This is a genomic window from Exiguobacterium artemiae (assembly GCF_033342815.1).
GTDB lineage: Bacteria > Bacillota > Bacilli > Exiguobacteriales > Exiguobacteriaceae > Exiguobacterium_A > Exiguobacterium_A artemiae_A.
Map to the genome: position 1 here is coordinate 57,261 of NZ_JAWPEN010000012.1, position 26,726 is coordinate 83,986.

Here is a 26,726-nt window from a genome sequence, read left to right on the forward strand (position 1 = left end):
ATCATAAACAACTGATAGATATCAGCGGTTCATGAAGACAATCCCGTTCGTGAAGCGGAGAAAATCATCAGGAGCGAGTTTGACCTGCAGACCGCGTTTGCCAGCCGAAATGATGATGAATTCTTGATTCAGAGCCGAATCGGATAAAAGGACTGGAAAAGGTTTTTTCGCACCAATCGGGGCGACACCTCCTCGGATGTACCCCGTCAGTTGCTTTAAATCTTTCATTGGCACCAAATGTGTTTTCTTGGCAAACACCGTCCGGGCGACTGCTTTTAAACTGACTTCCTCTTCGCCGGAAATGACAGCAAACACATATTGATGGATGTCTGTTTCTAAAACTAATGTTTTAAAAATAGACGAAAGCGGGTAATTAATCTTTCTAGCGACATTTTGAGCGGATAAATCCTGTTCATCAACAGGATAGGAAAGCAAGTCGAACGGGATGTCAGACTGCTTTAGAAGTCTCGCGACGTTCGTTGTGGTCATGTTGTTCTCCTTTGACGACAGCATATTGAGCCCACTTCCGACTGTTCCAACGTTTTAAGGCAAAGATGCCGCGGAACCACTCGTCGGCAGAGAAGGCGATCCAGATACCAAGTAATCCGAGTCCGTATTGCAAGCCGAGTGTATAACTGAGCACAACTGCGATTCCCCACATCGAGAGAATACCGATGGCGACAGGGAAACGGACATCCCCGGCTGATTTTAATGTTCCCATCAGAACGATATTCATGGCACGGCCCGGTTCAAGAATGACACTCGCCCATAACAACGGAATACCGATGGCGATGATTTCCGGACTTGATGTGAACATGGACAGAATGGATGTCCCGACAGAGGCCAGTGCAACAGCAGAGGCGAAGCTGGCAAAAACAGCGATTTTCAGTGTTTTTATAGCACGAGCATGTGCTGCTTCGAATTGCTGAGCTCCGACTTGGCGGGCGACTAATAATTGTGTCCCTTGTGCGATGGCTAATGTGAACAAGAAACAAAGCATCGTGATGTTTGAGACATAAACGCGTGCAGAGAGAGCTGACTCTCCGATAGTTGCAATGAAGCCGGTAATGATCAGTTGAGAAAACTGATACGATACACCTTCTCCGGCAGAAGGAATGCCGATGTTCATGATACTTTTAATATCGCGTCGGTTAATTTGCACCAAATCTTTTAATTTAAAGCGTAAAGATAGTTTCCGGTAAACAACGAAAAAGAGTAAAACGACGGCGACAGACCGTGCAATGACGATGGACCAAGCGACTCCGGCGACTCCAAGGACAGGAATACCAAACAATCCGAGGACGGCAATAACATTACCGAAGGCACTGACGAAGTTCATCAGTAACGTGACGTACATAGCATTTTTTGTGAAACCGTGACTGCGTAAGATGGCACCGAGTGTAAGAGAGATGGCTTCCAAGAATAAGAAGAGACCAACAATCTTTAAGAACGTTTCGCCATATACGAGTGTTTCTCCTTCTAAAGAGAAGAATCCGAGTAGTTGTTTTCCGAACAAGGCAACAAGAACGGAAATGATTAAACCGATGTATAGGTTAATCGAAAAAGCAGATCGTGCGGTTTGGCGGGCATCCTGAACCCGTTTCGCGCCTAAATATTGACCAATGATGATGGTTGCTCCAACGGATGTGATGTTAAACAGGATGATGAAAATGTTCAGTACCTGATTGGAAACACCGACAGCAGCTGCTGCACTGTCAGAATAATAACTGAGAATCAATGTAGCGATGATTCCGAGGCTCATATGAAGCGCAATTTCAATGAATAGCGGCCATGTAATTTGGAATAATGATTGTTGTTTAACTGTTTTCATAAATTTAATTCCCCTTTAAGTCCTTAAAACGTATTGTCTTTCTGTATCTTTTGGAAACTATACGCCTTCGATTTTCATAATGAAAGAGCAAAAGGTGAGCTTTCATAAAAAAAGAGAGTATTTAAAAGGATTTTCATAAAACATCACGAATACATCATAATGAATGGATGTTCATTTTTGAAATGGAGGGGAATGGAATGAAAACTGAAATCACTTATGCTGTTGAAGAGCAGGTTGCGACCATCACGTTATCACGTCCAGAACGGCTGAATGCGCTCACATCAGCACTTTTAACCGAACTGGCGGAGTCAATCGAAGAGGCGAATCAAGATGATACTGTTCGGGTCATCGTTTTGACGGGGGCCGGGCGCGGATTTTGTGCGGGGCAGGATTTAAAAACCGTACAACCCGGTATGGACCACGGGGACTACTTAAAACAATATTACCATCCTGTCGTTCGGGCATTGGCAACGACGAAAAAGCCGACCATCGCTGCCATTAATGGAGTGGCTGCAGGGGCGGGACTCTCGCTTACATTAGCCTGTGATTTCCGGATTGTACGCGATGATGCGAAATTATCACTTGGCTTCATCAATATCGGATTGGTTCCGGATGCCGGTGCTCCGTACTTCTTACCCCGGTTGATCGGGTCAGCTAAAGCACTCGAGCTTGCCTTATTAGGTGAAACAATTACCGCGCAACAAGCCTATGACTATCATTTAGTGACAAAAAGTGTGGACGCCGGACAGTATGAACAAGAAGTAGCTGCTTTTGCTAAACTTCTTGCGAGCCGACCGACGAAAGTCATCGGATATATCAAACAGTTGCAATCAGCAAGTTCCGAATCGACACTCGAGGATATGCTGGCTCAGGAGATTATTTATCAATCCCGTGCCGGAAAGACAGAAGATCACCAGCAAGCGGTTCAAGCATTTTTAGAAAAAAAAGCGCCCGTTTTCAGCGGTCGCTGATGACAGAGGGAACGATCAATAGGACCTTCCGGCAATCTGCCGGAAGGTCCTATTATGATTCACTTGATTTTTTGTTTGATCTTTTGAGCAGTCGCATGAGTACGATCCGTCAGGCCGGTTGAGATTCGAAATAGCATGATTCCAAGAAAAGCGGAAACAAAAATGTACAATCCGGTCAATGTGACAAAAGCTCCGCTCGCAAGCGTAATGAATAAAATAGAGAATTCTCCGCGTGGTCCTAAACAGAAGCCGGACTCAATCGCATGGTAGTTGGAAAGACCAAACGCTCGTCCCCCTAAAAAACCGACCAGGAATTTAGAAAGAAGTCCCCAAACGACAAGGGCAACGAAAAACCAATCCAAGGGGAGTCCTTCCGTCAATTCAAACGACATGCCGAACGAGATGAAAAACAAGGGTAAAAGTAAATCTTGGAAAGGCGTTACCAGTCTTTTTAAATAACGTGTCTCTTTAATTTCCGTTAATAAAATCCCGACGATAAACGCACCCAGGACTTCGGATAAACCAAACATGATCCCGATTCCTGAAAAAGTCAAAATTAAGCCGATGATTCCGATGCCGGCATCCGGGTGACGGTAAAGAGAATCGACGACTCTCGATTTTTGACGGATGAAGACCGTTAAAAAAATCAGAGCACTGAATAAGAAAATAAATCCAAGAAAAATCGTTCCGACTTTTACGAAGGTGAACTCTTGTGTTCCGAGAACAAACGGGGCACTTGTTAATAAGAGAGGCGCCGCTAAATCTTCGAAGATAAGTAACGAGAGGACAAACCGATTCACGTCTTTGTGTTTATCCGGTTCACGGTCGAGCAGGCGGGCCGAAATCGACGAACTTGTCGCATACAGAACACAGCCAATTAAAAATGCCTCGGGTACCGAAAATCCGAAGGCCAAAGTCAAGAGGAAGGTACCGCCAAACGATAACAGAAGATCAATCAGTCCCGCTTTCCAGATGTTGCGAAACTGGATTAATAAATCAGCGACCGAAAACTTTAGACCGAGCAGGAAAAACAAGACAATGATGCCTGCTTCTCCGCCGAGTTTCAATTCTTCCGGCAAATCATAATAAAGACCAAGTATGATTCCAATCAGGATAAAGGCAAGAATGCTCGGGAGGTGAAACCGTTCACTGAGATAACTGACGACGAACAAGCCGATCAGAATCAATCCCGCATAAAGAAATATTTCCATAAGAGAGTTTTCCCTCCTTTCTTTTTCCTTTACCCTAAATCAAATACCTTAACGGGTTTGTCATAGAAATGAAAAAAGACAGACTTTTGCTGAGGAGCAAAAAGTCTGTCTGAAAATCAAATCACTTGAATGATTGTTCCCGTATACGGAGCGAGCGTCACTTCTAATGAAGGAAGCGGTGTGTTTGAAAAGAGATCCATTCCTTGGCCGGACTGAGGAGCCGGGATCGTCGCCTGATGATTCGAGTTATTGAAATAGACGTAATACGTCCCATCCTGACTCATGCGGCGCATGACGATGGTGTTGGTTTCATCGTCGGCATGGACGAATGAAATCTGTCCGTGATTGGCAAGTGTCTTGTGCTGCTTTCGCAACTGAAGCAGATGTTTTGTGTACATCAACAGATTCAAATCCTGCTCTTCCGGATTCCACGGCATACATTTCCGGCAACCCGGATCCTGATCACCGTCGAGTCCGATTTCATCTCCGTAATAGATGACCGGACTTCCGGAGAAGGTCAGCATGGATAACAGCAACAGGCGCATCTTGTTTTTGTCATTCCCCGCACGGGTCAAAGCCCGTGGCGTATCGTGTGAACCGATTAAGTTAAACGATACTTCGTTGACGTTGACCGTGTTCGAGAATAAGACATGCGACATGTCATTGGCATAGGTGGAAGCAGATGTTTTGTCGAGTGCAAAAAAATTAAGCGCAGCATTCGTGAACGGATAGTTCATGACGGCATCAAATTGGTCACCGAGCAACCATTCCTGTGAATCGTGCCAAATTTCACCGAGAATATACGTCTCCGGATCCGCTTCCTTGACGACAGAACGGAAGTCACGCCAGAAGGCATGATCGACTTCGTTGGCAACATCAAGCCGCCAGCCGTCGATTCCGAATTCTTCGACCCAGTAACGGGCGACATGAAGTAAGTATGCTTTTACTTCCGGATTTTCCGTATTGAACTTCGGCATTTCCGGAACAAACGCAAACGTGTCATAGTTCGGCATCGGTTCGGTTACGAGCGGGAAGTTCCGGAGGTGGAACCAATCCCGGTAAGAAGAATTGCTGCCGTGTTCCCGAATGTCGGCGAATGCTTTATGGTGGAAACCGGCATGATTAAAGACGGCATCCAGCATGATGCGAATCCCATTTGCATGCAGTAAATCAACCATTTCCTTAAACTTTTCTTTAGTTCCGAACTGCGGATCAATTTCCAAATAATCAATCGTGTCGTATTTATGATTCGATTTGGCTTCGAAAATTGGACAGAAGTAAATGCCTGTGATGCCGAGATCCACTAAGTAATCGATTTTATCAATGACGCCTTGAAAATCACCGCCGAACAGATTTGTCGTTGTAGGTGCCGTACTGTTCCATGGAAGGGTACCGGCCGGATCATTCGTCGAATCTCCATTAGCAAAGCGGTCGGGGAAGATTTGATACCAGACTGTATCCTTCACCCAGTCCGGAGCATGGAACACATCAACTTTGTTTAAAAAAGGAACACAGAAGTAGTATCCGGTATCATCTAGCGGCTTTTCATCAAACCAGCCACGTTCGGTAAAGACTTGACTCGAATGTCCGTCGTGAAGCCGGAATCCGTAACGAAGTCGGCGGAAAGGAGGAACGACATCGATGAACCAATAATCGAACAACTCATCTGACCCGCTCCGTTTCATAGGGGTTTCGAAAGTATTCCAATAGTTTGATTTGGACGGATCAAAGTTCCAATCGGCATCATCCGGGTTTTCGGTATGCCAGTCGTACGGATCTCCCCAAATAAGATCGACGTGATCGACATCATTTTTTTTCGTCTGCAGTCGAACATGAATGGTTTTGTCATCATACTTATAGACGAACGGTGACATCGCGCGGTGGAAAACAGCTTCTTTCAGCATTTTGGTCACTCCCTATGTGCAATCGCTTGCATTCTAATATAATTGTCCTCGACCTAAGAATAGTGAAGCGCTTTCTTAAAGTCAATTGGAATTCCAGAAAAAAACAAGAGGAGACAAGGAATCCTTCTATAATAGCGCAATCGATTGCACTTAGTTGTGCAAATCAGATAAATGTAAACGTTTTCTTTTTAAAATCATTTAACTAATGCGCCCGAACGATTTTTAAGAATACTTTTCGAAAATCTTTTTTGAATGTAAGGAAATATTTAAAGAAAAGGACTTGTCAAAAGGATTTTAGATTGTATAATAAAAATGTAAAGGTGATGCAAACGTTTTCATAAAACGCTTACAACCGCTCGGTTGTTATCATAAGAAAATGGTTGTGCCTTTATGCAAACGTTGTGCATCAGAACTTATCATTCGTACGTTAACTTGGGGAGGAATTTTCGAACATGGAAATCAAAAAATTAGTAGCAGGTCTTTCAGTATCTGTCATGGCAATCGGTGCTCTTGCAGCATGTGGCGGCGGAACAGATTCAGGTTCTTCTGATACAAGTTCAGAAGGCGGTAAAAAACCAACGAAAATCGTTATCTGGGAAGATACAGAAAAAGCGGAAACAACTAAAGCCGCTGCTAAAGCATTTGAGGAAAAAGAAGGCGTCAAAGTTGAAGTCAAAGAAGTGAAGATGACAGATCAACAAAAGAAAGTCGCTCTTGACGGTCCTGCAGGAAAAGGTCCGGATATCATTCTTCTTCCACATGACCAAATCGGAACAGTTGTTGACCAAGGGTTGATTGCTGAACTCAAAGACGGTGAAAAAGCACTCGAACCTTTCATCGATACAGCTAAATCAGCTGTTACGTTCGACGGTAAAGTTTACGGTTATCCTAAAGCAGTTGAAACACCGATCCTTCTTTTCAACAAAGATGAGTTAAAAGAAGCACCGGCTTCAATGGATGACCTCTACAAAATCTCAACAGAACAGAAAAAAGACGGTAAATACGGTTTCCTCGCACTTTGGGATAACTTCTACTTCGCACACGGTCCAATCGGTGGATACGGCGGATACGTCTTTAAAGATAACGATGGAAAACTCGATCCTTCAGACATCGGTCTCAACAACAAAGGTGCAGTTGAAGGAATGGATTACATCGGTAAATGGTATAAAGAGGGTCTCTTCCCGAAAGGTTTGATTGGCGGTGGCGGTGGTCAAGCAATGGATCAGTTGTTCGGCGACAAGAAAGCAGTCGCAGTCATGAACGGACCATGGGCAGTCGCAAGCTATAAAGAAAAAGGCATTAACTTAGGTGCTTCAGCACTTCCAAAGCTTCCAAACGGTGAAGCAATCAAAACATTCGTAGGCGTGAAGACGTATGCTGTTTCAGCTTACTCGGAAAACCAAGAATGGGCAGAAAAATTCCTTGCGTCGTTAACGGGTGAAGAAAACGCGAAAGCGATGTTTGAGAAATACAACGAGATCCCACCGGTCACTTCGCTTCAAGAAGATGCAACGATCAAAGACAACGAAGTGGCAGCAGCTGTCTTCGCACAGTCTAAAGACGGTGTACCAATGCCGAACATCGCTGAGATGGGTCAAGTTTGGGAGCCGATGGCAGCAGCGCTTCAACTTGTTGCAACAAACAAACAAGATGCACAAAAATCAGCTGATGACGCTGTAAAACAAATCAAGCAACAAATCGAAGCAAACAATCAATAATCAACTGAATGACTGACACAGAATTAAAGAAAGGGGGATCTTGGATTCCCCCTTATCTTTATGGTTGGAAGAGAAGCCTGAGGTCAGACATGACCTTTGGAAAGGAGAACAGACGATGGCGGCCATTGCGACACCACAACCCACGAAAACACCAAAGCCCAAAACGAATCATCGGACGATTGCAGCAGCGATATCGATTGTTCCAGGGATGGGACAACTGTACAACAAACAATTTTTAAAGGGTGCGACATTTTTTATCGTCGTCCTATCGTATTTTTTAGTTAACTTCGAACTGTTTTTTAAAGGTGCTGGGAACGGTCCCGGAGATCGCGGAGCGATCTGGGGATTGATTACACTCGGTGAGGTAGCAGGCGTAAGGGGGGATCACTCGATCTTCTTGATGGTCGAGGGAATCATTGCATTGATTCTGCTTGTGTTTGGTATCGCCATTTACGTCTGGAACTTTATCGATGCGTATCGAATCGGTAAGCTCCGTGACTTGGAATTAGAAGTTCCTTCTTTGAAAATGCAGTTGCGGAACTTCCGAGATAACGGATTCCCGTACGCGATGCTGATTCCATCGTTGGTTCTCCTTGTCTTCACGGTCGTCTTACCTTTGATTTTCACGTTTTTAATTGCCTTTACGAACTATAAATTCAATAATTCACCACCGGCGAAACTCGTTGACTGGATCGGAATTCAAAACTTCCTGAACATCTTTACGGTCGACATCTTCCGCGACACGTTCGTCAGCGTACTCGGATGGACACTCGTTTGGACGGTCGCTTCGACAACAGGTGTCATCGCAATCGGGATTGGTCTTGCGGTCTTGTTGAATCAAAAAGGACTAAAAGGAAAACGTTTCTTCCGTTCGATTTTGATTTTATCTTGGGCTGTACCGGCATTCATCACAATCCTCATCTTCCGCTCAATGTTCAATGAGACGTTTGGTGTCTTTAATACGACACTATTACCGGCAATCGGTCTTGACAGCGGTGTCGAGTGGATGACAGATCCGACTTACACGCGTTTAGCTTTAATCGGTATTCAATGGTGGCTCGGTTTCCCGTATATCATGACATTGACGACGGGGATTCTGCAGTCGATTCCAGAAGATTTGTATGAAGCAGCAACGATTGACGGTGCGACGTCAGGTGAAAAATTCCGCCTGATTACATTACCGATGATCTTGTTTGCGACAGCACCGATCTTGATTACGCAATATACGTTTAACTTCAATAACTTCAATATCATCTATCTCTTTAACAACGGGGGTCCGGCTGTTCCGGGTCAATCGGCCGGCGGAACAGACATCCTGATCTCCTGGATCTACAAACTGTCGCTTGGTTCGAATCCGCAATACGGATTTGCTGCCGCGATTACGCTGGTGCTGTCGTTCTTCATCATGACGATTGCCGTCATTCAGTTTAAACGTTCAAAATCATTCAAAGATGAGGATATGATCTAATGAGAAAACAAAACCGAATCAATATGGCGTTGTCATACCTCATTTTGACGATCGCCTCGATAATTATCGTGTATCCGCTCCTTTGGGTTGTCGGCACATCGCTTAACCCGGGGAAAAGTATTACTTCGGACATCTTCCCGAGCAATCCGACATTGATTCATTACTTTGATTTATTTGATGCGACACAAACGGATTATGGTATGTGGTATTTGAATACCATCAAAATCGCTGTCATTACGATGGTCGTTTCCGTCGCACTGATTACGTTGACAGGTTATATCTTCTCACGTTACCGGTTCGTCGGACGTAAGAATTCACTGATCCTGTTCCTCGTGTTGCAGATGGTTCCGCAATTCGTTGCCATCATCGCGATTTACGTTCTGTTGAACATGTTGCAATTGTTTGATACGCATTTGGCATTGATTCTTCTGTATGCCGGGGGAGCGATTCCGATGAACACGTATCTTGCGAAAGGATATTTTGATACAATACCAAAAGAACTGGATGAAGCGGCGCGGATGGATGGAGCAGGACATCTTCGGATTTTCTGGCAGATCATTCTTCCACTTGCAAAACCGATGGTAGCTGTTATCGCTTTGTTCAATTTCATGGCACCGTTCAACGATTTCATCCTGGCGTCACTTGTTCTCCGCTCGCCGGAGAAACAGACACTCGCTGTTGGACTGTACAACATGGTTTCAGAGCAATTCGATAATAACTTTACATTGTTTGCGGCAGGTGCCGTATTATCAGCAGTACCAATCGTTCTTCTGTTCTTCGCTTTCCAGCGTTTCTTCGTATCTGGACTGACGGCAGGCGGAACAAAAGGTTAATCAATCAAGGGGGAATCAGCGGCATGAGACGAGGCGTGATGCTTCTCCTCTTGCCGCTTCTCTTGTCTATCGGAATGTTTCCACAGACAAGCGAAGCTGCAGGATGGGAAAAAGAACGAATGTATTTCATCATGGTCGACCGGTTTGAGAACGGTGACAAAAGTAATGACTTGGAAGCAAATCCCGATGATCCAAAAGCGTTTCAAGGCGGGGATCTGGCAGGTGTCACAAAGCGTCTGGATTATATCAAGGATCAAGGTTTTACATCGATTTGGCTGACACCGATTTTTAAGAACCGGCCAAACGGTTATCATGGATATTGGACGGACGATTATTATGAGGTTGATCCCCATTTCGGAACAAAAGAAGAATTTAAAACGTTAGTAAAAGAAGCGCATGAACGGGACCTGAAAGTGGTGCTTGATTTAGTCGTCAATCACCTCGGGCCGAACCATCCACTCGTAAAAGAAAAACCGGACTGGTTTCATAAAGAACAGACGATCATGAACTGGAATAATCAGGCGGAAGTCGAAAACAATTGGCTGTTTGATTTACCGGATTTTAATACGGAAAATAAAGAAGTCGTCAACTATTTGATTGACGTTGCGAACTACTGGGTGGATGAAACCGGAATCGACGGTTACCGACTCGATACCGTCCGCCATGTTCCACCGGCTTTTTGGAAAACATTCATCCCGGCTGTCAAAAAAGAGCATCCGGATCTCTTTTTATTAGGTGAAGTATTTGACGGTGATCCGCGTAAGATTGCGACCTATTCGAAACTGGGATTTGATTCCGTGACGAACTTCCCGTTTTACTATGGAATCAAGGATCAGTTCGCCCGAAAAAATGGTTCAGCGGAAGAATTAGATTCGGTTTATAATCGAGATACTACGTTTAATCCGAAAGCAATGTCCTTAGCGAACTTCATTGATAATCATGATCTGAAACGCTTTATTACGGAAGCGAAAATCGGTGGAGCTGTTGATGAGGAACGACAACTGCGTTTAGCTTTATTCGCTTTATATGCAGCACCCGGCATGCCGATCGTCTATCAAGGAACAGAAGTCGCGATGCCTGGTGGAGAAGATCCGGGAAACCGGATGATGATGGAATTCGATAAAAACGATAAGATGCAGGAATATGTGCAGACGTTAAACAAGATGCGCAAGAACTATCCTGCTTTTGAGACCGGGAAACAGCGCTTGGTGGCTAAAACGGATCATATGGCGGTCTTCGAACGAAAAGTCAAAGATCAGTCTGTCCTATATGCCATCAATTTAGGGGAAAAGAAAACGACATTGCGCGTGAAAGCATCAGAAATCGGTGACGATCAACGTCTGCGGGGGCTGTTGTTCTCTGACGTCGTACGTCAAGACGGAGATGCCTATGAAGTAACGCTCGATGCGGGCAGTGCCAATGGATATGTCGTGGAACGTTCGCAGGTCAACTGGATGTCGCTCGTTGCGATCGGCTCAATCGCTCCGATCCTTGCCTTAATCATTTTATTCGTCCATCGACGACGGATCAATCGGACAAAGGAAACACACTAAAATACATTTGTAGGGAAATGATGAGGTGAAAGGGATGCAAGTAACAATCAAGGATGTCGCAAGAGAAGCGAACGTTGCACCATCTACGGTCTCACGTGTAATTGCCAACAGTCCGCGCATCAGTCAAAAAACAAAAGAACGTGTCCGTCAGGCAATGGAGGAGCTCGGCTACTATCCGAACGTCCATGCCCGGAGTCTTGCCAATCGAACGACTCAGGCCATCGGTCTTGTCATGCCCAGTGCAGCAACAAAAACACTACAAAATCCATTTTTCTCGGAAGTGATTCGCGGGATCAGCACAAAAGCACATCAAAACGGTTATTCGTTGTATATGACGACAGGGGTTTCGGAAGAAGAAGTCTACGAAGGTGTCGTCTCGATGGTTCAGGGTCGTCGGGTCGACGGTGTCGTAGTCTTGTATTCCCGGACAGATGATAAGGTCGTTCAGTTTTTACAGGACTCAAAGTTTCCGTTCGTCGTTGTCGGGAAACCATTCAGTGACTCCTCACATGTCACTTATGTCGATACCGACAACTATCTTGCGGGGCGTGAAGTCACGAAATATTTACATCAACTTGGACATGAGTGCATCGCGTTTGTCGGGGGATCCCAGGATTTAGCCGTCACTCAGGAACGGGTCGGTGGATACAAGACAGCTTTGATGGAGGAAGGTCTTCCAATTAACGAATCATACATCGTCAGTGCACCGTTCATGACGACCGGAGGAGCAGACGCCGTCAAACGATTGATGTCGCTTGAGCACCCGCCGACGGCTGTCGTCGTCAGTGATGATATGATGGCGCTTGGTGTCATGAGTACGTTGAATGAGATGGAAATCAGCGTACCCGATCAGATGGCTGTCGTCAGTTTCAACAATCTGTTCATCGCGGAATTTTCCAGTCCGCCGTTGACCTCCGTTGAAATTAACATCTTCGGTTTAGGATTTGAAGCAACAAACTGTCTGATCGAACAAATGAACGAAGAGGCGACACCCTATGGAAAACGTGTCATCGTCCCTCATTATTTAGTTGTTCGTCAATCTTGTGGAGGCACCGTAAAATAAATGAATGCTGTCCAGGAAAACATCACTTGTCCGTTCGCGGCAGGTGGTGTTTTCTTGTGCGGAAAAAGCACGGGAAAGCTCTCCATCATCCGAAAAGACCGGGCGGATGGAAAAAGATTTTTATTTTCGTGCAAACGATTGCATTAACGATGATTATGTGTAGAATAAAGAATGTAGAGAAAATTAAAACGCTTACAAAAAGATGCCTAAGCATCTATGTGATTAAGAATAAGGGAGCGACTAATCATGAAACGATTGTTTGATATTAATGAGTGGAAAATTACGGAACAGGGTTTTCATCCGGAAGACAACCGGCTTGCTGAATCGATGACAGCGATCGGAAACGGTCATATGGGAATGCGCGGAAATTTTGAAGAAGACTACTCGGGAGACACGCATCAAGGGATGTACGTCGCGGGCGTCTACTACCCGGATAAAACACGGGTCGGCTGGTGGAAAAATGGCTATCCGGAATATTTCGCCAAAGTCTTGAACGCCGTCAACATCATGGGACTTCGTGTTTCGATCAATGGAAAAAATGTCGATTTGAACGAATGGGAAGTTGTCGATTTCAAACGTGAACTCGACATGCAACATGGTATTTTGACACGAACGATGCTGATCCGAAACGGTGTGGAAGAGACGAAGGTTGAATCAACACGTTTCTTCTCGATCGTGGATAAAGAACTGGCTGCACTCCGATATACGGTCACACCCGTTAACTTTGATGCGGAAGTGGTCATTGAATCCTATCTTGACGCGGACGTCGAAAACGAAGACTCCAACTATGATGAAAAATTCTGGCTTCCGGTAGAGCATGGAGCGGAAGAACGATTTGCTTATGTGACATCGAAAACAAAAAAACTGGATTGGCATGTCACAGCGGCCATGATTACCGATGTCGAGGGTGCGAGATGTGAAGTGCTTGAAAGTACATTACAGTATGTCGCAAATCGTTTCACGAAACAGGTACCGGCAGGTGAAGCGGTGACAGCTGAAAAATTAGTAGCGCTCGTTACAAATCGTGACTATGAAATTGAAGACTTATTGGCGCAGGCGATGAAACGTGTCAACAACGCGTTTGATACCGGATTTGATGGCGTACTTGCTGCACATGAAGCAGCTTGGTTGAAGCACTGGGAAGAAGCGGATGTGAAGATTGAAGGCGATGTTGAAGCCCAACAAGGGATTCGTTTTAACATCTTCCATATGTTCCAAACGTATACAGGTGAAGATTCCCGACTGAACATTGGACCAAAAGGCTTTACCGGAGAAAAATACGGTGGTGCGACTTATTGGGATACAGAAGCATACTGCCTAAACTTCTATCTTGCGACATCGAAGCCCGACGTGGCTTGGAACTTATTGAAGTACCGTCATAACCAATTGCCGCAAGCGAAAGAAAATGCGGATAAAAATGTCGGGATGAAGGGTGCGTTATACCCGATGGTGACGATGAACGGGGAAGAGTGTCACAATGAGTGGGAAATCACACATGAAGAAATCCACCGGAATGGTGCGATTGCCCATGCGATTTATAACTATACGAACTACACAGGAGATACTTCCTACCTCGGACAATACGGATTTGAAGTACTTGTTGAAATCGCACGTTACTGGGCAAGTCGCGTCAACTACGTCCCGCATAAAGATGTCTATATGATTCTTGGTGTCACGGGACCAAATGAGTACGAAAATAATGTCAACAACAACTGGTATACGAATTTGATGGCTGCCTGGTGTCTCGAGTACGCTCAGACGGTCTATCGTCACCTGGAGCAGGAAGAACCGGCACGCCTTGAGGAATTAATTCATCAATTAGCTATCACAGATGAAGAATTAGCTCACTGGGCCGAGATTGATCAAAAAATGTATTATCCGAAAGACGATTCGGTTCCAGATGTGTTCATGCAGCAAGATGGTTTCATGGATAAGGAACAGATTATGGTCGCGGACCTTGATGCAAAACACCTCCCGTTAAACCAAAATTGGTCATGGGACCGTGTTCTGCGTTCTGTCTTCATCAAACAGGCCGATGTTTTGCAAGGACTCTATTTCCTGACAGACCGTTTCTCAATTGAAGAGAAGAAGAAAAACTTTGATTTTTATGAGCCGCGGACGGTCCATGAATCATCACTTTCACCGTGTATCTACTCGATTATCGCGGCAGAAGTCGGTTATGAAGAAAAAGCAATGGAACTTTATCAACGTTCGGCACGGCTCGATCTTGATAACTACAACAACGATACAGAAGATGGTCTCCACATCACATCGATGGTCGGATCGTGGATGTCGATCGTTCACGGATTTGCCGGACTTCGTGTCGAGCAGGGGACACTGTCCTTCAAGCCAATGTTGCCGAAAGGCTGGACCAGTTATTCGTTCCGCATGCAATGGCGCGGACATCACATTCTCGTTCAGGTCAAACAGAACGAAGTGTGCATTGAACAAAACGCAGGTGAAGCCTTTACGTTACAGCTTCATGGCGAACCGGTTGAAGTCCCGGCAGAAGGTGCGGTTACCATTCCAGCTTCGATGACTGTTTAAGAAAACTAAAAAAAGACTAATCTTTACTGGGTATGAAACGAGGTGGCGGATGTCAAATCTGCCGCCTTTTTTCGTCTGAGGAAGAATGTGTTCAACTTCTGAAAATGAGAGCGTTACCAAAAAAAGAAATACAATTCTTTCATCATCTTGACTATCCGGACACATTTGTTATGTGCTAAAGTGTTCCAAGATAGTTTACGAATGAGAGGAGAACAAGGTGTGACAGCGGTTGTAAAGGAAAGTATGTTAAAAGTGATTGTTGCCTCGATTGGCGGATTCGTCATCGCAGTAGCGATGAACTGGTTCTTGATTCCAAGTGGTGTTTACTCGACAGGATTTACGGGACTTGCCCAGATTTTAACGCAGGTGTTACAAGGAACGGCGTTTGCTTTCGGGGAAAACGTCTGGTTCTTAGTTTTGAATCTGCCATTGATTGTTTTAGCATGGATTATGCTCGGACGCAGTTTTACCATCATTACATTGATTTCCGTTTTGGCGACAACGATTTTTATCGGACTTATTCCTCAGTATGCTGTCATTCCGGGTGATCAAACACTCAATGCCGTATTTGGCGGGGTCTTACTGGCAATCGGAACCGGAATTACGATTAAATTCGGTGCATCTACGGGTGGCTTTGATATCGTGGCATTGATTTTTGCCCGTTTCTCCGACCGGAGTGTGGGGTTATACCTGTTTGTATTGAACTTTTTGATTGCAATCCTTGCAGGTGCATTGTTTGGTTGGTCGACGGCACTGTATACGATTGTCTTCATTTATGTCACGTCGAAAGTCGTCGATGAAATTCATACAAGCAATCAACGGTTGACGATTTTCATCATTACGAATCATGCCGACGATATCACGACGGCACTTCATCAACACATCATTCGAGGAATTACGCAGATGCCGGCCATCGGGACCTACTCACGAGCTGAGAAGTCGACGCTGATGATGGTCATCGAACGGCATGAGTTGCGCGATATTGAACGGATTTGCCGCGATGCGGACGAAACGGTGTTCATCAACGTCGTCGCGACAGACTCTGTCGTCGGTTACTTCCGTAAAGGGTAAGGTGAAACAACAAAGCCGGCTTTTCTGTCTGATAGACAGAAAAGCCGGCTTTGTTCATGAGATTAAATCAGACCGAGCACATGTTTCAGGTAATAAGCGATCCCGTCTTCCTGGTTCGATTTCGTCGTACCGTTAGCAACCAGTTTTAGTGCTCCGATGGCGTTGCCCATCGCGACACCATGCCCGACATACTCGAGCATTTCCAAGTCATTTTCTTCATCGCCAAAAGCAATGATCTGTTTTTGTTCGATTCCGAGATGACGTGAAATTTGGTGTAAGCCGATTGCTTTACTCGTACCTTTTCGCATGACCTCGACCATATATTCCGGTTTGACCCATTGACGGTTCAAGACCGTTTCCGCATGAATGCTTGAAAGTTCGGACCGGATGTCCTGGACATGTTCACCTTTCGCATGAATCAGAAGCGATGTCGGTTCGTGTTGCAGAACTTTTCGTAAATCACCGGTCGTTACGGATAAAGCGTGATCTGTATAGAATTCATAAATTCCGACCGGATCGTTTTGGAAGTACACATGATCGGTCACCTCACACACGATATTTTGTGTTTTCGAGTCCGATACCGACTCCAGGATGTGCTGGACGGTTTTCAGCGGGATTGGATGATGGCTGACTTCAAAATGTGAATCATGCGGATGGTGAACCAGTCCGCCGTTAAAATTGACGATCGGTGTCGTCAATCCGAGTTCATCGTAATAGCGTTTCGCGTGCCGGAAAGGACGTCCGGTGGCGATGACGACTTCGTGGCCGTTCTCGCGTGCCGTTCTCAACGCGTGTAAGTTGGTCTGACTGATGGTTTTGTCGTCGCGTAATAATGTGCCGTCCAAATCGACGGCGATCAGATGACGTTGCATGGGATACTCACTCCACTCTGGATTCATTACGCTTACTGTAGCATAATCAATCGAAAAATATCTAAAATTGTCTGCTTTTTGAATTGAGGAAAGCGTTTAAAAAAATTGGAGAAAAGCTGTCTGTTCCCTTAAAAAATGATATACTACGAAACGTAGGACATTAAAAAGTAAGCTAAGAAATGGAGGGGGAAGAATGCGTTTTCTCGTTACATTCTTCTGGTCGTTCTTACTCGTGAACACAGCTGTGTTCATCGTATCAGCGGTCGATGCAGTCACGTATAACTTCGGATTCGCGACAGCTATGTCAGTCGTGACTTCACTTGTCGTCTTCGCACTTGATGCAGTCAACGAAGATCTTGGTCTTGGTCAAGGGACAAAGGCAGAATAAGATGAAAGCGAGCTGTCGTCATTTGGACGACCGGCTCGCTTTTTATGATTTAGGAGGCAAGTGATGATAGTACTTAAAAATGTGACAGTGGCCGGTGAAGCGACGGATGTACTGGTTGGTGCGGGAAAAATTCTTGCCATCGGTTCCTATGTAGTGGATGAACGGCTGATTACGCAGACGATTGACGGGACGGGCAAACAACTGATTCCTGGTCTGCTCGATGGACACGTCCATCCGATTGGTGGGGGCGGAGAAGGTGGTTTTGCAACACGGACACCGCCGCTTTCGGCGACTGATTTTCTCGAAGCAGGTGTCACGACCGTCGTCGGATTGCTTGGAACAGATGGCTGGACACGAACCGGAATCGATTTGCTCGCACACTTGCGCGGCTATACGAGCCAAGGAATCCGTTCTTTTCTCTTGTCAGGCAGTTACGCGGTCCCGCCGGTTTCGATTACGCCGTCGATTGCGGAAGACATTCTGTTGATTAATGAAGTCATCGGAATTGGTGAGATTGCGATCAATGATCATCGTTCCACACAACCGACGGTCCATGAGTTGTCGCGTCTTGCTTCGCAAGGACGAATTGCCGGTCTCTTAAAAGGAGTCCGGGGAACGATGAATGTTCATATCGGTGACGGGAAACGTGCCCTTGCTCTGCTCGAAGAAGTAGTCGAAACGACGGATATTCCGATCACCCAGTTTTTGCCGACGCACATCAACCGCAGTGAACGGATTTTTGAAGCCGGCTTACGTTGGGCGAAACAAGGTGGCAGAATTGATTTTACGACCTGTACGACGGAAGCATTCATTAAAGAAGGGGAAATTCCAGCGGGACAGGCGCTTCAACGTGCTCTTGCTGCCGGTATTCCTTTGAGCCGGATTACGATGTCCAGTGACGCCGGCGCGAGCCTGCCTGCCTTTGATGAAAGCGGGAAACTGCTTCGTCTTGAAACCGGAAAACCGACCTCGATGTTGGATGCGGTCCGTGAAGCGGTGAAGCATGGCGTGCATTTCGGGGACGCGATTCAGACGGTCACGTCAAACGTCGCCGAGGCCTATGGCATTTCCGGGGGGGACATCCGACCAGGGGAACGTGCCGATCTGTTACTGATTGATGACGCTTTGCAAATCGATACGATTCTTGCAGAGGGGCATGCTATAATGATTCAGAAAAAATGGCTGTTGCCAAAATGACGGAGGGATACTGTGTCAAAGAAATCTAACCGTGTGAAACCAACCAAAAAACCGCAGTCGAAAGCCAATTGGATTACGGCTGGTGTGATTGCGCTGATCGTCTTAATCGGGGCGACGATGTTACTGTTTACGGATCGAGAGGATACCGCCTCTAAAAACGGAAACCTAACCGCGAGTCAGGTGTCGGATAAGCTGAAGTCCGGTGATGAGTTTTATACGTATTTTTATCAGACGGGATGCGTACACTGTGAAAAAGTAAAACCATACTTAGTACCGCTCGGTGAAAAACAGGATATTCCATTTGAACAGATTGACTTAGCCGTCGAACAGTCGGCTTGGGACACGTTCGGGATCGAAGGAACACCAACTGTCGTTCACTTCAAAGATGGAAAAGAAGTCAGCCGCGTATCCGGAGAGCAGACAGAAGACGCATATAAAGAATTTTTCGCAGGGAAAGCCGTGAAAAATTCCGAGGAAGAATCGTCAGGTGATCTAAATGATTAAAAAATGGTTCTTTACGCAACTGTTTGAACTGAATGGCCATCCGGCCGTCGCAAGACAATTGCGGCGCTTGGCGATGAGTCCGGTCAGCCGCCCGCTGATTCGACCGTTCGTTAAAATGTATGACTTACAGATGCAGGAGGCGGATCAGCCGCTCGAGTCGTATAAGACGCTGCATGATTTGTTTGTCCGGAACTTAAAGGAAACCGTCCGTCCGATTGACGAGTCGACGCACGCTGTCGTCAGCCCATGTGACGGTGTCTTATCCGTTGTCGAGGATTTGACGGAAGACAGTCGTTTTACCGTTAAAGGACAGAGATATTCGGTATCTGAGTTGCTCGGTTCGCATCATGAAGCCGATCACTACATCGGAGGAAAGGTATTGATTTTTTACCTCAGTCCGCAGAACTATCACCGGGTGCATGTACCAATCGACGGAACTGTCCGGACGAGCTACACACTCGGCCGTGATTCAGCACCGGTCAATGATCTGGGACTTGAATACGGAAAACGGCCGCTGACGCGAAACTACCGCCGGGTCACCCGTATCACGAACGGGAACCATGCACTGGAGCATGTGATGGTCGGTGCTTTGAACGTCAACACCATCGTCCGGACGAATCAAAGCCGGGAAGTCAAACGCGGTGACGAATTCGGCTATTTCTCATTTGGTTCAACGGTCGTCTTGATTTGCCCGAAAGATGCGATGACGTTAGAATCAAACATTAAAGGTCCTGTTTTAATGGGACAACGCATCGGTTATTGGAATTCATGAATGAAGACGCTCCCGTCACGAAGGGAGCGTTTCGTCATGCTTAGGAGGAATCTGTCATGCAGGTTTTATTGTTTACGGGAGCGTCGAGTTCGTCGCTTCAAATTTACGGGGCCTTATTCATTTTTTTAGTGACCTATGCTTTGATCATCAGTGAAAAAATCAGCCGGGCAATCGTCGCACTGTTAGGTGCGCTCGCGATGGTGATATTCGGGATCGTCCGCTTGGAATCTGCCTTGTTTGAATATGTCGAATGGGGAACAATCGTCTTATTGATCGGGATGATGATTTTAGTGACGATTGCCAATCAATCGGGATTGTTTGAATATATCGCAATTCGGGCGGCTAAGAAAACAAAGGGAGATCCTGTGAAAATCCTGATTTTACTGTCCGGATTAACGGCGCTCGGATCTGCCTTTTTAGACAATGTTACGACAGTTCTGTTGATTGTTCCCATCACGTTTTCGATTACGAAGGTCTTAAAAATCAAGCCGTTCCCGTTTCTACTCGCGGAAGTTTTATTTGCCAACATCGGCGGAACGGCAACGTTGATTGGTGATCCTCCGAACATCATGATCGGAGCAGCCAATCCGCATTTGACGTTCAATGCCTTTTTGTTGAATCTCGCACCGGTGATCGTATTGATCACCGTCGTGACGATTGGTATTTTGTACATGATCTTTCGAAAACATTTGCATGTGGAACCGGAAGATCAGCAAAAATTAATGGAAATTGACGAAAACAGCTATATCATCAGCCGGAAGCTGGTTATGCGCAGCAGTATCGTCCTGTTGAGTACGATTGCTTTGTTCATTATTCATCCGTTGCTCAGTCGAATCGGTCTTCATCTCGAAGCACCGGCAATTGCGATTCTTGGCGCAACCGTCTTGATGCTGCTGACGATTGAAAACAACCATCAATTGGAGGAAGTATTCGCCCGGGTCGAGTGGACGACGATCTTTTTCTTCGCCGGACTGTTTATTCTCGTAGGCGGAATTCAGGAAGTCGGAATCATCCGTTTCCTGGCGGAGAAAACGATTACGCTGACAGGCGGAGATATCCAGACGACGGCAACAGCCGTTCTTTGGTTATCCGGTGTTGCCAGTGCGACGATTGATAATATTCCGTTCGTTGCGACGATGATTCCTTTAATCAACGATGTTGCGGCAGGAATCGGATTGTCACCGGACAGCCCGCAAGTCGACGTTCTTTGGTGGTCGTTGTCGCTCGGAGCGTGTCTTGGCGGAAACGGGACATTAATCGGGGCATCGGCCAATGTAATTGTCGCGGGGCTTGCGACGCGTCAAGGGGAGAAGTTTACGTATGGACGATTCCTGCTTTATGGAGCGCCGATCACCATCGTGACACTGATTATCTCGCAGCTCTATTTATGGATCCGCTATTATTGAACAGAAATGACGAAACGGAAGAGACCTGTGCTCTTTCGTTTTCTTTTGGTCGTCGCTCTATCAAATGGATTGTGCTATAATCGAACGATAAGAACATAACTGTTTCTTAAACTTAACTATAGAGCTAGACCATTATCTGGAGGTTTTATTCTTGTTTAAACGACTTTATCCAAAACATTTTGTGGCGTCGATCTATGATATCGACTTAGAGATGTTAAAACGAAACGGTGTCAAAGCAATTTTGACGGATCTTGATAATACACTTGTTGCTTGGAATATTGCCGATGCTCCAGACGAATTGGTGTCATGGCTCGATATGGTGAATAACCAATACGGATTTGACGTCATCATCGTCTCGAATAACAACGGCGATCGAGTCAAGAAATTCGCGGATCCACTTGGCTTACATTATATTGCACCGGCACGTAAACCGTTACCGATTGGTTTTAAACGCGCGTTGACGGAATTTGGTTATCACGCGAAGGAAGTGGTCTTCCTTGGAGATCAACTGTTTACAGATGTGTTAGGTGCAAATTCAGTAGGTATCGAAGTTATCCACGTGCAACCCGTCGTCAAGACAGACGGTGTCGTCACAAAATTTAATCGCTTGATGGAACGATTGATTTTCCGTCGGATGAAACGTAAAGGCATCTACAAATTGACGCAACGTGTCAAAGAAGATCCGGCAGCGTTAAAACACCCGATTGAAACGCTTCGTCAAGATAAACAGCAATGACCCTGTCATACCGGTAGATGAAAGGATAGGCAGCAGTCGCAACATGTACGGCGAAAGGTCGGAAGTTACGCTCTTGGAGTGGCGTGCAGGGCGCCACGTTGAATAGAGAAGGGAAAGTCCCGATGCGGCTCAACACACACATGGAAGAAATCAATTGCGCAGGCTGTGGTGTCGCGATCCAAACAGAGGATCCGAAAGCACCTGGTTATGCGCCTAAATCTGCACTTGACCGTGAAATGGTCATTTGCCAACGTTGTTTTAAACTAAAGCATTACAACCAAATTCAAGACGTCGCATTAACGGACGATGATTTTGTCCAAATCTTAGATGGAATCGGTCAAAAAGATGCATTAGTCGTTAAAATCGTCGATATTTTTGATTTTAACGGAAGTTGGTTACCTGGATTACACCGGTTTGTCGGAAAAAATGATGTGTTGCTTGTCGGAAATAAAGCCGACCTGCTCCCGAAATCACTTAATCCGAATCGTCTGATGAACTGGATGCGCCAAACATCAAAAGAACTTGGTCTGCGTCCGGTCGATGTCCATCTGATCAGTGCGAAAAAAGGACACGGTGTGGATGAATTGGCGGAAAAAATCGATTATTACCGTAAAGGACGCGACGTTTACGTCGTAGGTTGTACGAACGTCGGTAAATCGACATTGATCAACCAAGTCATCAAACGTTTCGGTGAAGAAGAAGAAGCTGTCATCACAGTCAGTCACTTCCCGGGAACGACACTTGATTTGATTGATATCCCGCTCGATGATAACTGTAATTTGTACGATACACCGGGAATCATCAATCATCACCAAATGGCACATTATGTGGATGCAAGAGACTTGAAATTGATTACGCCGAAAAAAGAAATCAAGCCGCAAGTCTTCCAAATTCATCCGCAACAAACGTTGTTCTTCGGTGGTCTGGCACGTCTTGACTACATGGAAGGCAACAAACGGTCATTCGTCATCTATATGTCAAATGACTTAAAAGTACACCGGACGAAGCTCGATAAAGCAGACGATCTGTATGCGAATCATAACGGAGAATTGTTATCTCCGCCGAATGAGAAGACGCTTGAGATGCTTCCGCCGCTCGTTCGACACGAGTTCAGTCTACGCGACAATATGAAAACGGATATCGTTTTCAGTGGACTCGGTTGGGTTGCGGTTCACGGAAAAGGCGGCCGAGTCGCTGCCTATGCACCAAAAGGTGTCGCTGTCTCCTTACGTGAGGCGCTCGTCTGATGCAATTTGCTGTCATCGGTCATCCGATTGCCCATTCGCTTTCACCCATGTTGCACGAAACATGGCTGAATGCGGCTGGGCTTTTCGGTTGTTATACCATGGTAGATGTTGAAGCGGATCAATTGGAAACATTCGTTCAGCAGGTAAGAGCACGCCAGTTTGACGGAATCAATGTGACGATTCCGCATAAGTCGGCCATCATTCCTTTTCTCGACCGTCTGGAACCGGCAGCAGTACGCGCCGGTGCCGTCAATACCGTGTATTGGGACGGGAATGACCTGGTCGGTGCGAATACAGACGGCACCGGGTTTGCCCGTGCTCTGGCCACGCGAACGCATGCGAAAAACAGTTTAGTGATTGGTGCCGGCGGAGCGGCCCGTGGAATCATTCCGATGCTTCCCGGTCACGTCACGGTCATGAACCGGACGAATCAGACGGCTGAACGCGTGGCAGCTGAATTTGGACAATCTGCTGTTCCGTGGTCAAGGACGCTTGATTTGACGCCGTATGATGTCATCATCAATACGACTTCTGTCGGGATGGCTCCTGCCATCGATCAGACGCCGATTGAATTGACAGCGACGACAGCCTTGATTTGTGATATTATTTATCGACCGACCCCGACCCGTCTATTGCGGGAAGCGACCGCAAACGGGCTTGATACACTAGATGGTGTCTTAATGTTTGTATTACAAGCGGCTGAAGCGTTTGAACGCTTCACCGGTCATCCGCCTGATCTCGCGCTTGGCGAGCAGGTGATCAGAAAGCAATTGGAGGAATTTTAATATGTTAACAGGTAAACAAAAACGGTATTTACGCGCAACGGCCCACGACTTAAGCCCGATTTTCCAAGTCGGGAAAAACGGTGTCGGTGAAGCGATGTGTGCGGACTTGATGGACGCCCTCGAGAAACGTGAACTCTTGAAAGTTCAGGTCCTGCAAAACTGTGCCGATGCTCCGAAAGATGTCGCGGCTGAGCTCGTTGACGGAACGAATGCAGAACTCGTTCAAGTCATCGGAAAAGTCATAGTTCTCTACAAGGAATCGAAAGAGAATAAGACACTTCAATTACCACGATGAAGATTGGTCTGATGGGTGGAACATTCGATCCACCCCATATCGGTCATCTGTTGATTGCGGAACAAGCAAAAGAGCAGCTTCAACTGGATGCGGTCTGGTTTTTGCCGGCAAAACTTCCGCCGCATAAACAATCGACCGTGACGAGTGCAGCAAAACGGTTGCAACTTGTCCGGGAAGCAGTCCGGGATAACACGGAGTTTTCGGTATCGGAGATTGAGTTTGAACGGGAAACGAAATCGTACACATTTGATACGATTCAGGAGCTGAAGAGGCGTTATCCCGAGCATGCGTTCTTTTTTCTGATTGGTGCGGATTCACTAGTCAGTTTAGGAACATGGCACCGGTCGGAAGAGTTGTACAAGGAAATCGAGTTCGGGGCAGTCGCACGTCCGGGCAGTCGTTATCTGATTCCGGAAGGTGCGCGTGTCACAGCAGTCGATATGCCGTTGCTTGAAGTCTCTTCGACCGATATCCGGCAACGGGTGGCGAGAGGACGCAGTATCCGTTATCTCGTTCCGGAACCGGTCCGACAATTAATCGAGGAGTGGAAACTCTATGCGACTTGAAGAAGCGAAACAAATCATTAAGGAAACATTGCCTGAAAAACGCTATATCCATACGCTAGGTGTCGTCGAAACCGCTATTCAACTGGCACGGAAATATCGAGTTCAAGAGGATCAAGCTGCTTTGGCAGCCATGCTACACGATTATGCGAAATATCGGAATGTGTCCGAGATGCAGAACGTGGCAGTAGAACTTGGACTGGGTAAATTACTCAATTATGATGAAGAATTGTTGCATGCACCGGTTGGGGCAGAACTCGTGAAGCGGGAGCTCGGCGTGGAAGACGCTGATATTTATCAAGCCATCGCCAACCATACGACGGGTGCTCCGAACATGCCGTTGCTCGATCAAGTCATTTTTGTCGCAGATGCGATTGAACCGAATCGTCATTATCCGGGTGTGGAACAGCTTCGGCAAATTGCGCAGGAAGATTTGACGCAAGCTGTCATAGCGACACTTGTCCAGACAATTTCATTTTTATGCAAAAAACAAACAGTGATTTTTCCGTTGACGATTGAGACGTATAATGCGTTCGTGCCGGAAAAACGAAAGGGGACCGTCCTATGACAGTCGAACAAGAATTAAAATTAATCGTAAATGCAATTGATGATAAACGTGCCGAGGACATCGTCGTACTCGACATGTCGAGTATTTCACCGATCGCGGATTACTTCGTGATTTGTGAAGGGAACTCAGAAAAACAAGTGCAAGCCATCGCGCGTGAAGTAAAAGAAGTCGCGCACAAAAATGAATTACCGATCAAACGACTAGAAGGAATGGACGCGGCACGCTGGGTCCTCGCAGATCTTGAGAACGTTGTCGTTCATGTTTTCCACCGTGATGACCGTGATTACTACAACCTTGAGAAGCTATGGGCAGACGCTCCTAAAGTCGAAGTCGAGATTGACTAATGGCGTACGAACAGTTTGCGTATGTCTATGACGAACTGATGCAGGATGTCCCGTATCCGGAATGGGTCGCGTGGGTGCTTGAACAGGTTGAGCCCGGCAAGCGGGTCGCGGATATCGGTTGCGGAACCGGAACGGCGACCTTGTTACTGGCCGACCATTATGAGGTCACCGGCGTCGATCTATCGGAAGAGATGCTTGAAATTGCACAGGAAAAAGCAATGGAGACAAATCGGCACGTTGATTTTTGGGTACAGGACATGCGGGAACTGGAATTGCCGAATCCGGTGGATGCGATTACGATTTTATGTGATTCGTTGAATTATTTGCAGACGGAAGCAGACGTCAAACAGACATTCGACAGTGCAGCACGTTTGTTGACGGACGGTGGGAAACTGTTGTTTGACGTTCATTCTCCGTATAAGATGGAGACGTTATTTAACGGGAAAACGTATGCCACCCATGCCGAGCAGAGTTCGTATATCTGGTTCGCGGACCCGGGGGAAGAGCCGTTATCGGTCGTTCATGAACTGACCTTCTTTATTGAAGGAGAAGACGGCCGTTACGACCGTGTTGACGAGACTCATCATCAACGGACGTATCTGCCGGAACAATACATTACCTGGCTACGCGAAGCGGGCTTCCGTGTATGTGCCGTTACCGGTGATTTCACATCCGATGCACCGACTGAAACAGCAGAACGTATTTTTTTCGTTGCTGAAAAAATATAAAGTATCCAACCATCAACAGAAGTCATGTTGATGGTTTTTTGATGTTGTTTTCGGTTGAACCCTCGGATGATTTAATCAAAGGGAAGAATAAACGCAGTTAAGAGAGGCACGTCACCGGATAATGAAGATTAGTCCTGTTCAGAAGCAGCGG

Annotated in this window: 26 protein-coding genes; 21 read left to right on the top strand and 5 right to left on the bottom strand. The window is 46.2% G+C overall.

Annotated features, from left to right (window positions below; genetic code table 11):
• Positions 1–21: 21 nt before the first annotated feature.
• Both ybaK and R7V76_RS11790 read right to left on the bottom strand, forming a co-directional pair.
• Positions 22–489, bottom strand: a complete 468-nt coding sequence (gene ybaK / locus R7V76_RS11785; protein ID WP_318092656.1) for a Cys-tRNA(Pro) deacylase — start codon at positions 487–489, stop codon at positions 22–24.
• Positions 449–1,831, bottom strand: coding sequence for an MATE family efflux transporter (locus tag R7V76_RS11790; protein ID WP_318092657.1), 1,383 nt, complete (start codon positions 1,829–1,831; stop codon positions 449–451). Before R7V76_RS11790 ends, ybaK begins: the two co-directional genes overlap by 41 nt.
• Positions 1,832–2,028: 197 nt before the next feature.
• On the opposite strand from R7V76_RS11790, the gene R7V76_RS11795 reads away from it, so the two are divergent.
• Positions 2,029–2,802: an enoyl-CoA hydratase/isomerase family protein gene (locus R7V76_RS11795; protein ID WP_318092659.1), complete on the top strand. Its 774-nt coding sequence runs from the start codon at positions 2,029–2,031 to the stop codon at positions 2,800–2,802.
• A gap of 59 nt (positions 2,803–2,861) precedes the next feature.
• On the opposite strand, the gene R7V76_RS11800 is transcribed toward R7V76_RS11795, so the two are convergent.
• Together R7V76_RS11800 and R7V76_RS11805 are read right to left on the bottom strand one after the other, a co-directional pair.
• The gene (locus R7V76_RS11800) at positions 2,862–4,013 is read right to left on the bottom strand and encodes a cation:proton antiporter (RefSeq protein WP_290830001.1); all 1,152 of its coding nucleotides are present in this window, start codon (positions 4,011–4,013) and stop codon (positions 2,862–2,864) included.
• 116 nt (positions 4,014–4,129) lie between these two features.
• Entirely contained in the window at positions 4,130–5,917 is a 1,788-nt protein-coding gene (locus tag R7V76_RS11805; protein ID WP_290830003.1) for a glycoside hydrolase family 13 protein, read from the bottom strand.
• A 458-nt stretch (positions 5,918–6,375) separates the two neighbouring features.
• Between R7V76_RS11805 and R7V76_RS11810 the strand changes: the two genes are divergently transcribed.
• The 7 genes from R7V76_RS11810 to R7V76_RS11840 all read left to right on the top strand — a co-directional run bounded on the left by R7V76_RS11810 (position 6,376) and on the right by R7V76_RS11840 (position 16,170).
• Positions 6,376–7,635, top strand: a complete 1,260-nt coding sequence (locus R7V76_RS11810; protein ID WP_318092688.1) for an extracellular solute-binding protein — start codon at positions 6,376–6,378, stop codon at positions 7,633–7,635.
• Between the two features lie 115 nt (positions 7,636–7,750).
• Positions 7,751–9,103 (top strand): carbohydrate ABC transporter permease, encoded by a 1,353-nt coding sequence (locus tag R7V76_RS11815; RefSeq protein ID WP_290830004.1) that lies wholly within the window; start codon positions 7,751–7,753, stop codon positions 9,101–9,103.
• Positions 9,103–9,936, top strand: a complete 834-nt coding sequence (locus R7V76_RS11820) for a sugar ABC transporter permease (protein ID WP_012369657.1) — start codon at positions 9,103–9,105, stop codon at positions 9,934–9,936. Before R7V76_RS11815 ends, R7V76_RS11820 begins: the two co-directional genes overlap by 1 nt.
• Before the next feature lie 23 nt (positions 9,937–9,959).
• Complete coding sequence (locus tag R7V76_RS11825; RefSeq protein WP_318092660.1) at positions 9,960–11,489, top strand: alpha-amylase family glycosyl hydrolase; 1,530 nt, start codon at positions 9,960–9,962, stop codon at positions 11,487–11,489.
• A 34-nt stretch (positions 11,490–11,523) separates the two neighbouring features.
• Positions 11,524–12,552, top strand: a complete 1,029-nt coding sequence (locus R7V76_RS11830; RefSeq protein WP_318092662.1) for a LacI family DNA-binding transcriptional regulator — start codon at positions 11,524–11,526, stop codon at positions 12,550–12,552.
• 246 nt (positions 12,553–12,798) lie between these two features.
• The gene (locus tag R7V76_RS11835; RefSeq protein WP_318092663.1) at positions 12,799–15,099 is read left to right on the top strand and encodes a glycoside hydrolase family 65 protein; all 2,301 of its coding nucleotides are present in this window, start codon (positions 12,799–12,801) and stop codon (positions 15,097–15,099) included.
• A gap of 201 nt (positions 15,100–15,300) precedes the next feature.
• Complete coding sequence (locus R7V76_RS11840; RefSeq protein WP_114596456.1) at positions 15,301–16,170, top strand: YitT family protein; 870 nt, start codon at positions 15,301–15,303, stop codon at positions 16,168–16,170.
• Positions 16,171–16,232: 62 nt separating this feature from the next.
• Here R7V76_RS11840 and R7V76_RS11845 read toward each other — a convergent pair whose 3' ends face one another.
• A complete protein-coding gene (locus R7V76_RS11845) occupies positions 16,233–17,042 on the bottom strand; it encodes a Cof-type HAD-IIB family hydrolase (protein WP_318092665.1) in 810 nt (269 codons plus the stop codon).
• A gap of 193 nt (positions 17,043–17,235) precedes the next feature.
• On the opposite strand from R7V76_RS11845, the gene R7V76_RS11850 reads away from it, so the two are divergent.
• The 13 genes from R7V76_RS11850 to R7V76_RS11910 all read left to right on the top strand — a co-directional run bounded on the left by R7V76_RS11850 (position 17,236) and on the right by R7V76_RS11910 (position 26,575).
• The gene (locus R7V76_RS11850; protein WP_012369663.1) at positions 17,236–17,430 is read left to right on the top strand and encodes a YjzD family protein; all 195 of its coding nucleotides are present in this window, start codon (positions 17,236–17,238) and stop codon (positions 17,428–17,430) included.
• 63 nt (positions 17,431–17,493) lie between these two features.
• The gene (gene iadA / locus R7V76_RS11855) at positions 17,494–18,627 is read left to right on the top strand and encodes a beta-aspartyl-peptidase (protein WP_318092666.1); all 1,134 of its coding nucleotides are present in this window, start codon (positions 17,494–17,496) and stop codon (positions 18,625–18,627) included.
• A 33-nt stretch (positions 18,628–18,660) separates the two neighbouring features.
• The gene (locus tag R7V76_RS11860; RefSeq protein WP_318092667.1) at positions 18,661–19,131 is read left to right on the top strand and encodes a thioredoxin family protein; all 471 of its coding nucleotides are present in this window, start codon (positions 18,661–18,663) and stop codon (positions 19,129–19,131) included.
• Positions 19,124–19,903, top strand: a complete 780-nt coding sequence (locus tag R7V76_RS11865; protein WP_318092669.1) for a phosphatidylserine decarboxylase — start codon at positions 19,124–19,126, stop codon at positions 19,901–19,903. The genes R7V76_RS11860 and R7V76_RS11865 overlap by 8 nt, the downstream gene beginning before the upstream one ends.
• Before the next feature lie 56 nt (positions 19,904–19,959).
• Positions 19,960–21,309 (top strand): ArsB/NhaD family transporter, encoded by a 1,350-nt coding sequence (locus R7V76_RS11870; RefSeq protein WP_318092670.1) that lies wholly within the window; start codon positions 19,960–19,962, stop codon positions 21,307–21,309.
• A gap of 151 nt (positions 21,310–21,460) precedes the next feature.
• Positions 21,461–22,045, top strand: a complete 585-nt coding sequence (locus R7V76_RS11875; protein ID WP_026829034.1) for a YqeG family HAD IIIA-type phosphatase — start codon at positions 21,461–21,463, stop codon at positions 22,043–22,045.
• 140 nt (positions 22,046–22,185) lie between these two features.
• A complete protein-coding gene (gene yqeH / locus R7V76_RS11880; RefSeq protein WP_318092689.1) occupies positions 22,186–23,292 on the top strand; it encodes a ribosome biogenesis GTPase YqeH in 1,107 nt (368 codons plus the stop codon).
• Positions 23,292–24,077 (top strand): shikimate dehydrogenase, encoded by a 786-nt coding sequence (gene aroE / locus R7V76_RS11885; RefSeq protein ID WP_318092671.1) that lies wholly within the window; start codon positions 23,292–23,294, stop codon positions 24,075–24,077. Before yqeH ends, aroE begins: the two co-directional genes overlap by 1 nt.
• A 1-nt stretch (position 24,078) precedes the next feature.
• The gene (yhbY, locus tag R7V76_RS11890) at positions 24,079–24,372 is read left to right on the top strand and encodes a ribosome assembly RNA-binding protein YhbY (protein ID WP_012369671.1); all 294 of its coding nucleotides are present in this window, start codon (positions 24,079–24,081) and stop codon (positions 24,370–24,372) included.
• Positions 24,369–24,938, top strand: a complete 570-nt coding sequence (gene nadD / locus R7V76_RS11895) for a nicotinate-nucleotide adenylyltransferase (protein ID WP_318092672.1) — start codon at positions 24,369–24,371, stop codon at positions 24,936–24,938. The genes yhbY and nadD overlap by 4 nt, the downstream gene beginning before the upstream one ends.
• A complete protein-coding gene (yqeK, locus tag R7V76_RS11900) occupies positions 24,928–25,503 on the top strand; it encodes a bis(5'-nucleosyl)-tetraphosphatase (symmetrical) YqeK (RefSeq protein ID WP_318092674.1) in 576 nt (191 codons plus the stop codon). Before nadD ends, yqeK begins: the two co-directional genes overlap by 11 nt.
• Entirely contained in the window at positions 25,500–25,847 is a 348-nt protein-coding gene (rsfS, locus tag R7V76_RS11905; protein ID WP_012369674.1) for a ribosome silencing factor, read from the top strand. Before yqeK ends, rsfS begins: the two co-directional genes overlap by 4 nt.
• Positions 25,847–26,575: a class I SAM-dependent DNA methyltransferase gene (locus R7V76_RS11910; protein ID WP_318092675.1), complete on the top strand. Its 729-nt coding sequence runs from the start codon at positions 25,847–25,849 to the stop codon at positions 26,573–26,575. Before rsfS ends, R7V76_RS11910 begins: the two co-directional genes overlap by 1 nt.
• Positions 26,576–26,726: the final 151 nt, after the last annotated feature.

What these genes read in the sequence shown, in the direction of transcription:
- ybaK (WP_318092656.1), bottom strand. Translation starts at nt 489, where the DNA reads ATGACCACAACGAACGTCGCGAGACTTCTAAAGCAGTCTGACATCCCG.
- R7V76_RS11790 (WP_318092657.1), bottom strand. Translation starts at nt 1,831, where the DNA reads ATGAAAACAGTTAAACAACAATCATTATTCCAAATTACATGGCCGCTA.
- R7V76_RS11795 (WP_318092659.1), top strand. Translation starts at nt 2,029, where the DNA reads ATGAAAACTGAAATCACTTATGCTGTTGAAGAGCAGGTTGCGACCATC.
- R7V76_RS11800 (WP_290830001.1), bottom strand. Translation starts at nt 4,013, where the DNA reads ATGGAAATATTTCTTTATGCGGGATTGATTCTGATCGGCTTGTTCGTC.
- R7V76_RS11805 (WP_290830003.1), bottom strand. Translation starts at nt 5,917, where the DNA reads ATGCTGAAAGAAGCTGTTTTCCACCGCGCGATGTCACCGTTCGTCTAT.
- R7V76_RS11815 (WP_290830004.1), top strand. Translation starts at nt 7,751, where the DNA reads ATGGCGGCCATTGCGACACCACAACCCACGAAAACACCAAAGCCCAAA.
- R7V76_RS11820 (WP_012369657.1), top strand. Translation starts at nt 9,103, where the DNA reads ATGAGAAAACAAAACCGAATCAATATGGCGTTGTCATACCTCATTTTG.
- R7V76_RS11825 (WP_318092660.1), top strand. Translation starts at nt 9,960, where the DNA reads ATGAGACGAGGCGTGATGCTTCTCCTCTTGCCGCTTCTCTTGTCTATC.
- R7V76_RS11830 (WP_318092662.1), top strand. Translation starts at nt 11,524, where the DNA reads ATGCAAGTAACAATCAAGGATGTCGCAAGAGAAGCGAACGTTGCACCA.
- R7V76_RS11835 (WP_318092663.1), top strand. Translation starts at nt 12,799, where the DNA reads ATGAAACGATTGTTTGATATTAATGAGTGGAAAATTACGGAACAGGGT.
- R7V76_RS11840 (WP_114596456.1), top strand. Translation starts at nt 15,301, where the DNA reads ATGAGAGGAGAACAAGGTGTGACAGCGGTTGTAAAGGAAAGTATGTTA.
- R7V76_RS11845 (WP_318092665.1), bottom strand. Translation starts at nt 17,042, where the DNA reads ATGCAACGTCATCTGATCGCCGTCGATTTGGACGGCACATTATTACGC.
- R7V76_RS11850 (WP_012369663.1), top strand. Translation starts at nt 17,236, where the DNA reads ATGCGTTTTCTCGTTACATTCTTCTGGTCGTTCTTACTCGTGAACACA.
- iadA (WP_318092666.1), top strand. Translation starts at nt 17,494, where the DNA reads ATGATAGTACTTAAAAATGTGACAGTGGCCGGTGAAGCGACGGATGTA.
- R7V76_RS11865 (WP_318092669.1), top strand. Translation starts at nt 19,124, where the DNA reads ATGATTAAAAAATGGTTCTTTACGCAACTGTTTGAACTGAATGGCCAT.
- R7V76_RS11870 (WP_318092670.1), top strand. Translation starts at nt 19,960, where the DNA reads ATGCAGGTTTTATTGTTTACGGGAGCGTCGAGTTCGTCGCTTCAAATT.
- yqeH (WP_318092689.1), top strand. Translation starts at nt 22,186, where the DNA reads ATGGAAGAAATCAATTGCGCAGGCTGTGGTGTCGCGATCCAAACAGAG.
- aroE (WP_318092671.1), top strand. Translation starts at nt 23,292, where the DNA reads ATGCAATTTGCTGTCATCGGTCATCCGATTGCCCATTCGCTTTCACCC.
- yhbY (WP_012369671.1), top strand. Translation starts at nt 24,079, where the DNA reads ATGTTAACAGGTAAACAAAAACGGTATTTACGCGCAACGGCCCACGAC.
- nadD (WP_318092672.1), top strand. Translation starts at nt 24,369, where the DNA reads ATGAAGATTGGTCTGATGGGTGGAACATTCGATCCACCCCATATCGGT.
- yqeK (WP_318092674.1), top strand. Translation starts at nt 24,928, where the DNA reads ATGCGACTTGAAGAAGCGAAACAAATCATTAAGGAAACATTGCCTGAA.
- rsfS (WP_012369674.1), top strand. Translation starts at nt 25,500, where the DNA reads ATGACAGTCGAACAAGAATTAAAATTAATCGTAAATGCAATTGATGAT.
- R7V76_RS11910 (WP_318092675.1), top strand. Translation starts at nt 25,847, where the DNA reads ATGGCGTACGAACAGTTTGCGTATGTCTATGACGAACTGATGCAGGAT.